Origin of the sequence: Segatella cerevisiae (genome assembly GCF_024054555.1) — a bacterium.
Classification (GTDB): Bacteria; Bacteroidota; Bacteroidia; order Bacteroidales; family Bacteroidaceae; genus Prevotella; species Prevotella cerevisiae.
This window is the reverse complement of sequence record NZ_JAMXLY010000011.1, coordinates 1-15,294: the sequence shown is the minus strand read 5'-3', so window position 1 is coordinate 15,294 and position 15,294 is coordinate 1. Positions and strand designations below refer to the sequence as shown.

Below are 15,294 nucleotides of genomic sequence, written 5' to 3'. Positions count from 1 at the left end.
AGAATGACAAAATTCTGTTCTCATTTAGTCAAAAGAAACGAAACTTTGTATAATAATTTCCAATCCTTTGCGAATGCAAAACGGATGGACTATTGATTGTTGTCCGCTCTCGGTACAGACCGCATCAGATGTTTCATGGCATGGCCTGCCCAAGAAGCGTCTTCCACATATTGGAACCCTAAAGACAGATAAAGTCTTTCTGCTTTGGGATTATTTTTGTCTACCAGCAATCCGGCAGATTGGAATCCCGATTGACCGGCTTGCTGCAGGACCGCTTTCAGCAAGGCCGTGGCAATGCCCTGATGACGGGCGGACGCGACAACACAGAGACTGTCGATATACAACTCCCCCGCATTGGTCTCATCTTGTAGTTGGCTGTGGTCTATCCCAAAGTCTTCTTTGGCTTTTTGGACAAAGGGTTCACGCAACTGTCGGAACTGTGCTCCGTCATAGGACACGCAGATGCCCGTGATCCGGTCCCGGTCATCGACAGCGGCCAAAATGTTTTGATAACTGTAAAGGTTTCCGCTTTCTGATACCAACTGACTCATCAGTTGGTGAAACTCTTCCAGCGTATGCTCCGGTCCTGCCAGATATTGGCAGCACTCGGCATCCATTGCTTCCATGATCAGTGAAGCGATGAGTCCGCTTTCTGTTTTCCTGGCTTTTCTGATGTTCATCATCGGTTAGATTTGAAGTGATTTAAGGAGTTTTCCGTCCAGAGTGTATACTGATATCGTACGGTCTTCATAGATTGCGAAAGTTGGTGGGTTCCCTCCTTTGGGGAAGGTAATGGAACCAGTATTGCAGATTACCGGAAGTCCCGGATTCTCATCGTTCCCCGGGGTAGCAGGAGACAACTCCCAATAGTGGGTATGTCCGTAGAACACGGCATCGAAACGTCCGGCAGGCAGATTCTCCTTATTGTAAATATGTCCGTGAGTGAACAGTAATTTCTTCCCGTTGTCCACGAGGATCATATAAGTTTGCATGATGGGGAAGTGGAGGAGCATTTGGTCCACTTCGGAATCACAGTTTCCCCGTATGGCGACGATCTCGTCAGTCATATTGTTGAGGGTTTCGGCGATGCCTTTCGGATTCAGTCCTTCAGGAATACTATTGCGTGGACCATAGTTGAGGATATCTCCCAGGACACAAAGCATGTCACAGTGCTTTTGACGGTATATCTCCAGAGCTTTTTGCAGCCTTGGAAGGGAACCGTGAATATCGGACAAGATCAAGTATTTCATAGTTATTGTCTAAATGAAATGAATGTATGTTGCTGCAAATATAGTAAAAATCTCCGGAACCTGCAATTTGCCCTTTCCTGATTTGCTGTGTCCGCAGTGCCTGCTCTGAGTGCAGGGACGGTTGTGACCGGTAGGGTTTGGAGGTTGGAATATTCCTAGGCTGAAAATGAAGTGTAAGTGATTCTTTTCGTTTTTTTTCGGAAATTTTAGATATAAATCAAATATATTCTTTATTTTTGTAGCTTCGAAAGTTTTACAAAAGCGTTTGATGTGAAAAGAGGAATGCCTGATAATCAGACGACAACGCCCATGTAGAAATTTGCACTTGCAGATGTCTTGTCTTTGGGAGTTGGCGGATCAGTTGGCGGCAGAGAGCCCCGATTGTACGGAAGCATGATTTTACAGAAAGAAGTTGGTGCGGATAGGAAAATCTGCCTGGAATAGGCAGATGGTTCCGGAACAGAGATAGTGGAACACGAGAACTGCCATGTATCTGGAATCGGCCGTAGGTGGAAATGCTTTTGGAAGATCGGATACCGGGAGGGTAAAGATATGATTCAGAATGTGACGATGGAAAAGAGAAATGAAATGACAGAGCATGATCGCGAACAGGAGATATACAAGGTGACATTGGCAGGGACAGGTGTGGACATCTTCCTCATGCTGTTCAAGTTTGCTACCGGTATTCTGGGGCATTCTGCTGCCATGATCGCTGATGCGGTCCATTCGCTGGCAGACTTCCTGACAGATGCCATAGTCTTTCTCTTTGTCAAATTGAGTAACAAACCCAAGGACAAAGGGCATGATTATGGTCATGGCAAATTTGAGACTCTTGCTGCCGCTATTGTGGGAATCGCTCTCTTGGTTGTCGGTGCGATGATCTTCTTCAACGGACTGAGCAAAACATGGAAGGCTTTCAATGGGGCTGTCCCGGCACAACCCGGTATGATTGCGCTCATCGCCGCCTTGGTCAGTGTCGTCGTCAAGGACTGGTGCTATCGTTTCACTGCGGCTGTCGGGAAGAAGGTGAATTCGGAAGCGGTCATTGCCAACGCCTGGCATCATCGGAGTGATGCCCTGTCTTCTGTCGGTACGGCTCTGGGTATAGGCGGTGCTGTGATCCTGGGACCTCACTGGACTGTCCTGGACCCTTTGGCTGCACTCATTGTCAGTGTGTTCATCATCGTGGCAGCATGGAAACTGATCCGTAAGTCTGTAGGCGAACTCTTGGACGCGAGTCTGCCTGACAGTGTCGAGAACAAGATTGTAGATATTGCTGAAAGTGAGCCTGGCGTAAGTGGCATCCATAACCTTCGGACACGTCGTATCGGTGATCAGATCGAGATCGAGATGCACCTTCGGTTGCCCGGACAACTCTCCCTCTATGAGGCGCACCAACATTCGATCCATATAGAAAACAAACTCCGAAAGCATTTTGGCTCAGGTACGATGATCACCATTCATCTTGAACCGGTCAAAATCAACGGCCGATATGAAGACCCGAACCTGCCTACTTTTCTACCCCCTAATCATTGAGGATTTTGCGGAAGCCTGTCTTCCGTTTAAACTGTATCTTTGGCTTGGTTGGAAAGGAACACACCGATGAGGATGAGAACGCCGCCGATACAAGCAATCGTTGTCAACGGTTCATTCAGGAAAAGGGCACTTGCCATGACTGTCGTAATGGGATTCAAGTAAATATAATTGGAGGATTTCAATGCCCCGATCTTCCTGATGACCCAGTTCCACGACCAGAAGCAAAGGAAAGAGGCGATGACGCCCAGGAAGAGGAGATTTGCCCACACCTCTGTTTCACCGAACCGTGACAATGGAAAAGTCCAATGCCGGAAGATAAATACCGGTAGAATAGTGAGGATACCGTAAAAGAATACTTTGCGGGTAATGAAGATAGAGGAATATTTTCGGGATGCCTTTTTCATCACCAGACTGTAGACTGACCAGCAGATGGCGGCCGAGAGTGCCAGTGCATCTCCCGCAGGACTGAGGTGGAGGACGAAATGGCCGTTGAAGATGACTGCCCCTACGCCTGTCAGAGCGATGAGGGAACCGATGATCAGCCTTGGCGATGCTTTGGCGTGCTTGAGGAAAGCGATGGCGAGAGCTGTCGTAATAAGAGGAGCCGTGCAGACGATAAATGCCACATTGTTGACGTAAGTCAGTCCTACGGCAGAATTTTCTGTGAGGAAATACATCGAGCCTCCCGTCACGCCCAGGACCAGCATCATCAATTCATCTTTCCAGTTGGCACAGAATAGGGTCTTTGGCGAGATCCACCATATACAGAGGTAAGCTAACAGAAAGCGGACCAGGAAGATTTCTTCAGGTTCCAGCCCGCTTCTTAGAAGATATTTCGTGTTGACAAAGGTACAACCCCAGCACCCAACGGTTATGATGGCAATCAGATGGGCAAGTATCTTGTTTTTGTCTTTCTTGCTGTCTGTTTTTACCTTAGATTCTTTTGCCAGATTATCTGATATTGTCAAATCCCGTAAATCTCCCTCTCTTTGTACGTTTGTTTCTTTTCCCATTCACAGTTTTTATGGGCAAAGTTACGCTAAAAATAAAAAACAGGAAACAATTGTGTGTAGTATTTTCTTAAATGGAAAGAAAAATGAGATTATCTTACTTCGTCAGTTAGTTATGAATTTAAAATATAGTTGAAATTCCTGTTTTTCATCATGTAGCAATTGATTAGATAAAATGCTAAGGTTAGGAAATTAAATACCTTCATTTTGATGTAGATCAAAAATAATTTGCTATATTTGGTGTTCAAATGAGACATGTATGAAGAGTCATCAATATATAAGTAATTTGGAGATTTATTTCATTAAGAAATAAGAACACATTTTTATATGGCACGTATTTATGACAATATCGAATTCAAATTCGAGGAAGGTCTGAAAAATCTGATAACCACACAGGGAATTGTAAGGACCGATTTTTGTGTTGGTTATTTCAATTTGAGAGGATGGAACCGAATCGTAGATGAAATTGACCATCTCGAAGGTGACTATGTTGAAGAGGAAGACGGGCGTCATTTCAGAGTTTGTCGACTTCTTATTGGCATGCAGCGACCTAATGAAGAACTTATCCGTAGTATGTACCCTCATAAGGATAAACTACCCGATGATAGCTTTATCAGCAAATGCAAGAAGAAGATTGCTATGCAGTTTCGTCGTCAGCTCCAATGGGGGCTCCCCTCCAAACAAGATGAGTGGACTTTGAGAAGACTGGCCAGTCAGATGAAGAATGAGAAGGTATGCGTAAAACTTTATCTGCGTGAACCACTTCATGCCAAACTCTACCTTGCCTATCGTCCAGAAGATCACATGCATTCGATTGAAGCTATTATGGGCAGCAGTAATCTGACTTTCCCCGGATTAACCAAACAGGGAGAACTTAATGCCGAATTTGGTGATAGTGATAATGCACAAAAATTGTCAGACTGGTTTAATGACCGTTGGAACGACCGCCGTTGTATTGATATTACCAAAGATCTTATTGATGCGATAGAGGACAGTTGGGCTGGTGACCAGAATATCAAGCCTTATTATATCTATTTGAAAACAGCTTATTACCTGAGTCAGGAAGCACGTTCCGGAATCAATGAATATGTCCTTGATCCTGTATTTAAGAAAGACCTGTTTCCTTTTCAGGAGAATGCCGTAAAGATAGCTGCCAAGCATTTGATGAATGATAAAATCAAAGGTGCTATGATTGGCGATGTCGTAGGACTTGGAAAAACCATTACGGCTTGTGCTATTGCTAAAATATTTGAGGATCATATGTCTGGCAGTACATTGATTATCTGTCCGGCAAACCTCCAAAAGATGTGGAAAGGATATATTGATAAATATGATTTAAAAGCTATTGTTATATCCAATGCCCAGCCTATTGACATCGAAACACAACGCTATTTTCGGTTGGTCATTATTGATGAGAGTCATAACCTTCGTAATCCTCAAGGTGCTCGCTATCAGAATATCAAGAAATTTATAGAAAGTCAGGATAATAGTGTGCTCTTACTGACGGCTACTCCGTACAATAAGGACTATCGGGATTTGAGTTCCCAGTTAAAGTTGTTTATCAGTGAAAATCAGGATTTAGGCATTCGGCCGGAAGTAGAAATTAAGTCTGAAGGTGGTGACAATCAGTTCAAGCATAATCACAGTGAAGTTTTTATGCGTAGTATCAAAGCCTTTGAATTGAGTGATCATGTCGAGGATTGGACTGAACTTATGAAGCTCTTTATGGTTCGCCGCACACGGACATTTATTAAAGAAAATTATGCAGAGACGGATAAAGCAAGTGGTCGCAAATATCTGAAATTCAATGATGGTTCCAAATCCTATTTCCCTGAACGTATACCTAAATCTATCAAGTATAAAACGGAGAAAGGTGATCAGTTCTATCGTTTGTATTCTGAAGAAATGCTCAATTATATGTCCGAATTGGAACTTCCACGTTATGGCCTTTCGCAATATGTGAAAGACGAGATGACAAAAGGGGCTCCAAAATATGATTTGCAGCTTTTGGAACATTTATCTCGAGCCGGCAGGCGGATGATGGGATTTTGTCGCAGTACTTTCTTCAAGCGTATAGACAGCAGTGGACTGGCTTTCCTGCTTACGGTCTATCGTCATATCCTGCGTAACTGTGTCTTTATCTATGCCATTGACAACAAACTTTCTCTTCCTGTCGGTGATGAGAACCAAATTCCGGAGGATTATATTGATGATATCGATATTAATGACATATTTGGTGATGAAGCAAGCTCTGAACCTGCCGTCACAGACAGTGATATTCTCACCATTTCTACAGACATGGATTTCTATCTGCATAAGGCACAAGAGTATTATCAATATATTTCTTCCAAAAATAATGTGGCATGGATTAATCCTAAATATTTCAAGCGCACACTTAAGCAAACACTCATCAAAGACTGTAAGGTCCTGATTCAGATGATTCAATATTGTGGAGTATGGAATCCGGCAGAGGACAAGAAACTGGATCAACTGGAAGACCTCGTCCGTAATAGGCACAAGGAGGACAAGATAATAGTCTTCACTCAATTTTCTGATACAGCCAAATACATATACGGGCAGTTGAAAAGACGTGGCATCAATCATATAGATATCGCGACCGGAGAAAGTCCGGATCCAACGGCTATTGTCGAAAAGTTTTCCCCAGTAAGCAATGGGAAATCCGATATGCCGGAAATTGACCAGACTCGTATATTGATTGCCACTGATGTTCTCAGTGAAGGTCAGAATTTACAGGACGCACACGTTATTGTCAACTTTGACCTTCCGTGGGCTATTGTACGGCTTATTCAGCGTGCAGGTCGTGTGGATCGTATCGGGCAGAACTTCGATAAGATATTCTGCTATTCATTTTTCCCTGCTGATGGAGTAGAACAAATCATCAATCTCCGTAGCCGACTGAACCAGCGTATCAACGAAGCCGCACATGTCGTGGGAAGTGATGAGGTCTTCTTTGAAGGTAATGAACAGAATCTTACCGACCTTTATAATGAAAAGGCTGGGGCCTTGGATGATGAAGAGGACAATGACGTTGACCTGGCATCGCAGGCTTACGAGATATGGAATCAGGCTATCAGGGCGAATCCCAAGTTAAAGGATATCATTCCTCACCTTAACGATATGGTCTATTCAACCAAAGCGACCGAAGATCGTTTTCGTGATGGGGTTATTACTTATGTTCGTACTCGTAGCGGCTTTGACCTACTTTCCTGGTACAATTCGAAAGGGGAGCTTATTAGCCAGTCACAGAAAAAAATTCTCAAGGCTATGGAATGCAGTATAAGTGAACCTGCCGTAGAACCCTTGGGAAACCATCACGACCTGGTATCTCAAGCTGTGCAGAATATTCAGATAAATGGAAATACAAATGTCAGTGGCATGCTGGGTAATCGTTTCAGTACTCGTTACCGTATCGTCACCTTATTGGATAGCTATTACCAGCGTCCAGCAGACTTGTTTTTCGGTGATACGGAGAAGCAACTGCTGAAAGAAGCAATTGACAATATTTACAACTATCCTTTTCTCGATACTGTGAAGACAATGCTAGGACGTATGCTCCGTATGAAAAACTTATCCCATGACGAAATCGTTAATTACGTCCTTGAACTATACAAGAATAACGAACTCGTACATAAGGAGGAAGAAGACAATAAACCGGAAGAACATAAGATTATCTGTTCCATGGGATTAAGATTTTTGGAAGACTAAAATACTGCACTGATATGATAAGACTAAAGAAAGCTGAATTTGTCAGCTACATCAAAAATAATGAATTCTATCCCTTGTTCAATGAAATAGGGTGGAATAATCACCGCGGTGATTCTCATCTGGCAGACATTACCGTGAACGATGTTACGTACACCTTTACGGCTATTGCCGAGCGGGACGGTTTTCAGATTCTCACTTGCCAGGTGAAGCAGATACCTATTGCATCTGTTTACAAAAAGATTGATACCAAGTTGCAGCGCTATGCCCACGACTATATTTGCATCTATTTTATTCCAAATACCTGTCATCACCTATGGGTCGTCCCTGTCAACAAGGTAGAAAAGCGTGATCTTGTAGGCGTAGAATACAGTAATACCAAACAGTCAGAATTTCTTTATGAGAAAATCGACGGATTCAGCTTTGAACCGGGTGAGCATACTACTATTGTAGATGTCAGAGAAAAGGTGCAAGGCGTCTTTGCTGTCAATTCCGAGAAAATTACGAAGAAGTTCTATGATGAATTCAAAAAGCAGCATACCACATTCGCCAGATTTATAGAGGGCATAGATGACGAGATCGATGTTAAGGATAATAAAAACAAACAATGGTATACCAGTATTATGCTCAACCGATTGATGTTTTGTTATTTCATCCAGAAGAAAGGTTTTCTCAATGGCGATGTGGATTACCTGCAACATAAACTTCATGAAGTGCAGGAACAGGAAGGACAGGATGAATTCTTCGCCTTCTATCTGGATTTTCTTATCCAACTCTTTCATGACGGACTGAACGCCCCCGTTCATGATGCAGCCTTTCAGCAGAAATTCGGTTGTATTCCGTATCTCAACGGTGGGCTTTTCGATTATCACCAGTTGGAAAGACAATATCAGAATATTAGAATCAAAGATGAGGCTTTCCAGAGTCTTTTTGACTTTTTTGACAAATGGGAATGGCATCTTGACACCAGGGTATCTGCCAGCGGCAATGACATTAATCCTGATGTACTGGGATATATCTTTGAACAATATATCAACGACCGGGCACAGATGGGTGCCTATTATACGAAAGAGGACATCACGGAATACATCGGGCGGAACACCATTATTCCTTTCCTTCTTGACAAGGTAAAGGAAACTTCATCTGAAAAGTCCTTCGCTCCTGACGGGGAAGTATGGCAGATGCTGCAAAAAAGCGGAACGACCTATATCTACGATGCTGCCAAACATGGATATAGTGCGGACTGGAAAGAACACCTTCCAAAAGAAATTGCTATCGGTCTGGATACTACTCAATCGGATCTTCTGCAGCGACGCAGTCATTGGAATGAGAAAACCGGTGAAGAGTTTGCATTGCCTACTGAAATCTGGAGGGAGACCATTGACCGTTTGAAACGTTGTGACGAAATAAAGAACAAAATAGAAACCGGAGCTATTCATGAAGTGAACGACTTCATTACTTACAATCTGAATCTCCGAAGCTTTACTTACGACCTGCTGGCTAACACAGAAGATCACTTGCTGATAGAACATTTCTATCACGCCTTGCAGAAGATAACCATTCTCGACCCGACTTGTGGATCCGGGGCCTTTCTTTTTGCAGCCATGAATATTTTGGAACCACTCTATGAAATTTGTATTGACCGTATGGAATCCTTTCATGAACAGAATAAGAATCTGTTTAAGGATGAACTGGGCGAAATTAGCAATAAGTATCGCTCCAACATTCAATATTTCATCTATAAGAGCATTATCCTCCGCAACCTTTATGGAGTAGACATCATGGTGGAAGCGACAGAAATTGCTAAACTTCGCCTTTTCTTGAAGATGGTAGCGGTAGTAGAAGTAGACAAACGGGCAGAAAACATGGGATTGGACCCACTGCCGGACATTGACTTTAACATCCGCTGCGGGAATACTCTTGTTGGATATGCCACCGAACAACAGCTGAATGATGCAATTAACTATGGTGATGCTTTTGCCAAAGCGGAACTGAAAAATAAAGTGGCTGATGCTATGGATAAGGTGGCACACACTTACCAAACCTTTAAATGGTTACAGATTAATCAGAGTGATAACATGCGTGCTTATAAAGAGGCCAAGAAAGAACTGAAAAAGAGACTCGCGTCCCTTAATAAAGTACTCAACAGGCATCTCTACAGGTCAACTTCCAATCAGCCCTATGAGGTATGGTTAAAAAATACACAGCCATTTCATTGGATAGCCGAATTCTATGATATTATAAAGGGGGAACAAGGATTTGATGTCATTATTGGGAATCCTCCCTATGTAGAATATAATAAGAAAGTCAAAGGATTGGCAATTTCTGATTTATATAAATTGGAAAATTATAAAACTCTTTCATGCGGTAATATGTATGCCTATGTTATGGAAAGATCTAAAGAAATAATGGCAGGTAATGCATATATAAGTATGATTGTACCTTTAAGTGGACACAGTACAGAAAGAATGGCTCCATTAGTTACGAATTTTTACGAAAAATTCGGTTTGCATCTGCACTTAAACTTAAGTGCAGATGCAAACCCTCAAAAACTTTTTGAGGGTGTGAAGTTCCGTTTATCAATATTCTTTGCCACAAACAATGGAAAAGGACGCTATTCAACAAAATACACACGATGGCAAGCTGAAGAACGCAAATTTCTCTTTCAGGCACTTATTCATTTTAACAACATTGAAGACTACCAATATCAAAATATTATTCCTAAAATTCCTAGTCCTCTGTTCATCAACATTGTTAAGAAGATCAATGCAGATAAAACACAGGTATTCTCTAATATAGGGGACAAATATTGTCTATATAATGATGCACCAATAAACTGGATGCGAGCTCATTCCTTTATTCCTTATTTCTGTAGTGAACGCGATGGTAAAATTATATCACGCCATTTAAAAAAAATGTATTTTAAAACAGATGAGGATAAAGAAGTTGGCTGTGCAGTTATTAATAGTACATTATTCTTAATTTGGTGGATTACGCATTCTTCATGTTATAATTTAAACTCTACTGAATTATATAGCTTTAAACTAAATATTAACTCTAATATTAAAAATAGACTTGTTTTACTAAACAAAAATTTATCAAAAGACATGTTGATAAATTCCAAAAGAAGAGTTTATGTTTATAAATCGACAGGTAGAGTTGAATATGACGAATTTTATATGAAACTATCCAAACCGATCATTGACGAGATTGATAAAGTTCTTGCCAAACACTACGGCTTCACAGAGGAAGAACTTGATTTCATCATCAATTACGATATCAAATACCGCATGGGCGATGAACTAAATGAAGAATAACATGGAGAATTTAAAGAAATTATCAATAAAGATACCCGTATACACATCAAAAGCTATCGAAACTGATGCAGATGATTTGTTCGCAATTACAAACCAATCTCTATTAGAAGGTGCTAAAATAAAAATTGCATCATTTAATATTGGGTCAGAAAAACCACTTATGATTACTAAACGTACTAAAACTACGGCTATAGGAATTAATAAAATTGAACCTATAGATATAAAATTTAATGAGGACTTATGCTTGTTGCTAAAAGTAACGGCTTATAAGACTAATCTAACTGATGGATATTATCAAAGTAGTGGAAATTCTGAAACAGAAATAAGATTTAATCTTGATGATAAACTTTGTAGCGATACATATTTCTTTATCCTTTATCCCCAAGTAGATAGACTTCTTGTTAATAAGAAAACTTCTTCATTTTGGCATATTTTTCTTTATGAAGATCCGTCAAAAGAAAATGAGGATATGATTTCTATTGCAAGAAAAATTATGAAATATGTTTTAGAAGTTCCAATAAAAAATATCAAATCAGAACAGATGCTGTCAGAATTAAAGAAATTCGATCTCATATCAGAGGTGAAAATTACGCTTTCTTCAATTTCTGATGATAAAGATGATATTCCTACTTATTTAGAAAAATATAGTATAACAAGCAAACTAAAAAAGGAAAAACAAATAAGTCTAAGTAATATAACTAAAGATGATGCAATAAATACATTTAAAGATGAAAGTTTTACTAGTTCATATTCAAAACGTCAGTTGAAATTTATTACTCATAATCAACGAGTTTTTTCGCTTGTTCAAGAATTTAAAGACAAACTGACATCAACCTTTGAGGACAGTTTTAATTATTCCGTTGATGTCGAAGAAAAAGATGTAGAAAAGGGAACTATATTTCAGCCAGAGGTTATCAAGAAGAATGTTGAAGGAATTTTTACCAAATATATGAATGCGACTAACGATGAATGAAACTGAATATTCTTCATTTCTTTCTTTATGCTTGGCATTAGCTACGATGCTTCTGTCAATCGGCATTTCCATGTTTACACTTTCAGTTGCTTTTATTGATGGAAAGAAACAAGAACTAAGCAGTACTTACGATAAAGTGGAACAGGGTGGTGTTTCTCTTTCTCTTTCTCGTAAGATTAAATCATTGATATTATTTATACAGACAATGATTTTCATTGCAAATAAGGCTATATGGATAGTGATACTTAGTTTTTTCACAATTCTAATCGTTATTATATTTATGAACATAGATGTAAAAATCTGGGCTTATTTAATATGTGTTCCACTTATAGCAAGTATTCTAATAACGGTAAGAAGTTTATGGAAATTATTTATTTGGTACAAAAGGGATAACAAAATATAAAAAACTTTATCTGAATCCCGTATTAAGATGAAAATCACGACTTACGGAAATGCCGAAATATTGAAACTACACAAAACTGCTTTTCTGGCATCTGGAACGATACCTCCCAGTATGGTATTGCGATGTTATGACTGGGCGACAGACATGTGTGACAAAGGAGAATGTGTTATTAGTGGTTTCAATTCAAAATTGGAGCAGGATGTACTGCACTTTCTCCTGAAGGGCAACCAGCCCATTATTCTGGTCCTCGCAAGAAAAATGTACAAGAATCTCTCGGCCGAACTACAAACAGCGATAGATTCTAATCGACTTCTCATTATCTCTACAAGCCAAGCCCCACGTCAAAGCAGACAAACAGCCTTTGTCAGAAATGAATACATTGCAGACTTAAGTGACAAAATCTGTTTCGTAGGTGTAACAGAAAAAAGCAGTCTCTATCCCTTGACCCAAAGATACTCTTCTAAGATAATAAATCCATAATTCTCTTTGTGATTCATGCTTATGGATTATGTGTGATAATATTGAGCATAAACCACTTTACGTATAGCATTAAAATTTTAATGCTTGGACGGTCAATATAGAATTGTGATCTCCTTAAATTAGAAGTTCAGATCCCATTAGATCGATTGGATATGAAAATCCCAATAAGAATGAGTATTCCGCCTAAGAAGGCGATAGGGGTTATAGATTCTTTTAAGAATAGAGCACTGAGAATGACGGTAGAAATAGGATTCAGATAGTTGTAATTGGCGGTCTTCAATGCTCCAATCTTCCTGACAGACCAATTCCACATCAAGTAACAGGCAAATGAAGCGATTACTCCCAGGAAAAAAATATTCAACCAGATGACCGGTTTCCCTAAATTGGACAAAGGAAAGCTCCAGGGCTTGAGTATGAAGGTCGGAAGAATGGTAAGTATGCCATAAAAGAATACTTTTCTGGTAATAAAAGTAGCAGAGTATCTGCCGGATACACGTTTGATAATTAAACTATATATACCCCAGCAGAAAGAGGCTAATAATGCAAGGGCATCTCCTAACGGGCTGAGATGCATGACGAAATGGCCGTTGAAGATGACGATGGATACTCCGAATAAAGCAACAACTGAACCGGTGATGAGTTTTTTTGAAGCATTGACATTCTTTAGGAAGACAATGGCCAGGAATGTTGTAAATAGGGGAGCCATACAGATGATGAAAGAGACATCATTGACATAAGTGAGTTTTATAGCTGTATTTTCGGCTACGAAATAAAGTGATCCTCCTGTTACACCGAGTAAGAGCATCGTCAGCTCATCTTTCCAACTGTTACATAATAATTTTCTTGGAGAGATGATCCAGATGCAGAAATAGGCCAGTAGAAAACGGATGAAAAATATTTCATGAGGCTGCATTCCTCCGATTAGCAGATATTTGGTATTGACAAATGTACCTCCCCAGAAGATGACAGTGAGAATAGCTACCAGGTGCCCCTGCCATTCCGGTTTGCCGTTTGTGCTGATAATGCGCTTTAGATTTTGAATTAATCCCCTTATTGTTGTAATGGTAATAAAATTCTGTTGATGCATCTGTATGAACTTATTCTTTTTTATCTTTCTTTACTTTCAATGGCAAAGTTAAAAAATAAAATTGATAAAGAGAATAAAAATGCAAATAAAATTCATGGTTATTAGTTTTCTTGACGACTATTTAGATGCATTGGGAGTCAAAAGTTCTTCAATTTATATTTATATTTGTTTGGTCATTTAATGGATTTACCGTAACTTTGATTATAAAAGTTGATGATACGAATATGGCCTGGAAAAGAAAATACAGATGTAGCAAGTGCGGTTATGAAGCTGATACCTATGAAGGTAAAGGCTTTTTGGGACAGGAGATTGATATGGTCTCCTGTCCTGACTGTCATACCCTGCAACCTTTAGTTGTAGGCGGAATTATCGGTGATGCAGCTCCTTCTTTCAATTCATTAGTCGGCCGACTATGCCTTAATTGTGGCTCAGCCCGGATTAAGAAATGGGACGGTCATACCTGTCCTAAATGTGGTGGAGAAATGCTGAAAGTCGGTAAAAGACAATATTGGACTTAAACTCAGGGAGTGCAGACCGTTTGCAGATTAAGCATAACTGTGCATACCACTTAAAAACTCATTGACTCCGAAATAGGTCATCAGGAGGATAAGGAAAGCCAATACCGTATATACATGATAGAATAGTGGCTTACGGAAAACTGACAGGTCGTGGAAATGCAAAGGTACAGCATAAACCATAAAAGTGATGAGTGCCCATGTCTCCTTAGGATCCCAACTCCAGTAACTTCCCCAACTGATATTGGCCCAGATAGCTCCGATGAAAGTACCTGTACCTAGAGCAACGATTGCCGGGTAGAGAAAGATTCTTGAAAGATCTCTTAGCGTGATGAGTGAAGAACTGATAGATTCCCGATGGATAGAGGAGTAACGAAATGGGGAAAGAATTAGTGCTGTAAGACTACAGATACAGGTAAGTGACAGTAAGGCATAGCTTATCATCATCAGACTTACATGGATGGTGAGCAGCGGACTATTTAAGACAGGCATAACTGGTCCAATGGCTGGATCCATCTGACTGATATGGCTTACAAGAAGGAAAAAACCGCTTAGCAGAAACCCGAAAGCGGAGTAGAGAGTTGCCATCTGACGATTGGCCAGTGCTGCAACCAGTGCAATCAAAAGACTAAACCAGGATACGGCAAGCATAGTCTCATAGCCGTTGGACAAGGGAATAGTACTGCTTATGATCCAACGTAAGGCGAGGACAAAAGTCAGAATAAATTCTGAAAGGCAAAGAAGGGTTAATGCTGTCGGTCGGGCGATACGTTTAAGCAAACTTGATATTCTTATCCATTTTTTGCGTTCTTGTTCACATCCCGTTTTTACTGCATAGGTTACAATTATGATGAAAAATAATAGACCTAAGGTCACTAGTGTCTCTTAATATATGTTAATCGTATGTAAAGTCAATACTAAGCTGCTGCTCGTCGCCATCAGTCTGCTCTCGATCCAAAGGTTCGAAGAGCTCCCGGATGGTATCCTTGACAAGCAATGC

10 protein-coding genes and 1 pseudogene are annotated in these 15,294 nt (G+C 40.3%); 6 read left to right on the top strand and 5 right to left on the bottom strand.

Annotation, left to right across the window (positions count from 1 at the left end; genetic code table 11):
* Positions 1–89: 89 nt before the first annotated feature.
* Both NG821_RS04380 and yfcE read right to left on the bottom strand, forming a co-directional pair.
* Positions 90–683 carry a GNAT family N-acetyltransferase gene (locus tag NG821_RS04380; protein ID WP_252760445.1) on the bottom strand — a complete coding sequence of 198 codons (594 nt, stop codon included), beginning with the start codon at positions 681–683 and terminating at the stop codon, positions 90–92.
* Positions 684–686: 3 nt separating this feature from the next.
* On the bottom strand, positions 687–1,250 hold the full coding sequence (gene yfcE / locus NG821_RS04375; RefSeq protein WP_252760444.1) for a phosphodiesterase: 564 nt from the start codon (positions 1,248–1,250) through the stop codon (positions 687–689).
* Between the two features lie 570 nt (positions 1,251–1,820).
* Between yfcE and NG821_RS04370 the strand changes: the two genes are divergently transcribed.
* A complete protein-coding gene (locus tag NG821_RS04370) occupies positions 1,821–2,786 on the top strand; it encodes a cation diffusion facilitator family transporter (RefSeq protein ID WP_252760443.1) in 966 nt (321 codons plus the stop codon).
* A 26-nt stretch (positions 2,787–2,812) separates the two neighbouring features.
* Here NG821_RS04370 and NG821_RS04365 read toward each other — a convergent pair whose 3' ends face one another.
* The gene (locus NG821_RS04365; RefSeq protein WP_252760442.1) at positions 2,813–3,799 is read right to left on the bottom strand and encodes a DMT family transporter; all 987 of its coding nucleotides are present in this window, start codon (positions 3,797–3,799) and stop codon (positions 2,813–2,815) included.
* A 324-nt stretch (positions 3,800–4,123) separates the two neighbouring features.
* Between NG821_RS04365 and NG821_RS04360 the strand changes: the two genes are divergently transcribed.
* The 4 genes from NG821_RS04360 to NG821_RS04345 are packed head-to-tail and all read left to right on the top strand — an operon-like array spanning position 4,124 to position 12,212.
* Positions 4,124–7,522: a helicase-related protein gene (locus NG821_RS04360; protein WP_252760441.1), complete on the top strand. Its 3,399-nt coding sequence runs from the start codon at positions 4,124–4,126 to the stop codon at positions 7,520–7,522.
* A 14-nt stretch (positions 7,523–7,536) separates the two neighbouring features.
* Entirely contained in the window at positions 7,537–10,836 is a 3,300-nt protein-coding gene (locus tag NG821_RS04355) for an Eco57I restriction-modification methylase domain-containing protein (protein ID WP_252760440.1), read from the top strand.
* 1 nt (position 10,837) lies between these two features.
* Positions 10,838–11,809 (top strand): hypothetical protein, encoded by a 972-nt coding sequence (locus tag NG821_RS04350; protein ID WP_252760439.1) that lies wholly within the window; start codon positions 10,838–10,840, stop codon positions 11,807–11,809.
* Complete coding sequence (locus tag NG821_RS04345) at positions 11,802–12,212, top strand: hypothetical protein (RefSeq protein WP_252760438.1); 411 nt, start codon at positions 11,802–11,804, stop codon at positions 12,210–12,212. The genes NG821_RS04350 and NG821_RS04345 overlap by 8 nt, the downstream gene beginning before the upstream one ends.
* A 607-nt stretch (positions 12,213–12,819) precedes the next feature.
* Here the strand turns inward: NG821_RS04345 and NG821_RS04340 are convergent.
* Positions 12,820–13,779, bottom strand: coding sequence for a DMT family transporter (locus tag NG821_RS04340; protein ID WP_252760437.1), 960 nt, complete (start codon positions 13,777–13,779; stop codon positions 12,820–12,822).
* A 224-nt stretch (positions 13,780–14,003) separates the two neighbouring features.
* On the opposite strand from NG821_RS04340, the gene NG821_RS04335 reads away from it, so the two are divergent.
* Positions 14,004–14,297 (top strand): hypothetical protein, encoded by a 294-nt coding sequence (locus tag NG821_RS04335; protein WP_252760436.1) that lies wholly within the window; start codon positions 14,004–14,006, stop codon positions 14,295–14,297.
* Positions 14,298–14,324: 27 nt separating this feature from the next.
* Here NG821_RS04335 and NG821_RS04330 read toward each other — a convergent pair.
* Positions 14,325–15,038: pseudogene (locus tag NG821_RS04330) on the bottom strand (cytochrome c biogenesis protein); the annotation flags it as partial.
* Between the last annotated feature and the right edge of the window lie 256 nt (positions 15,039–15,294).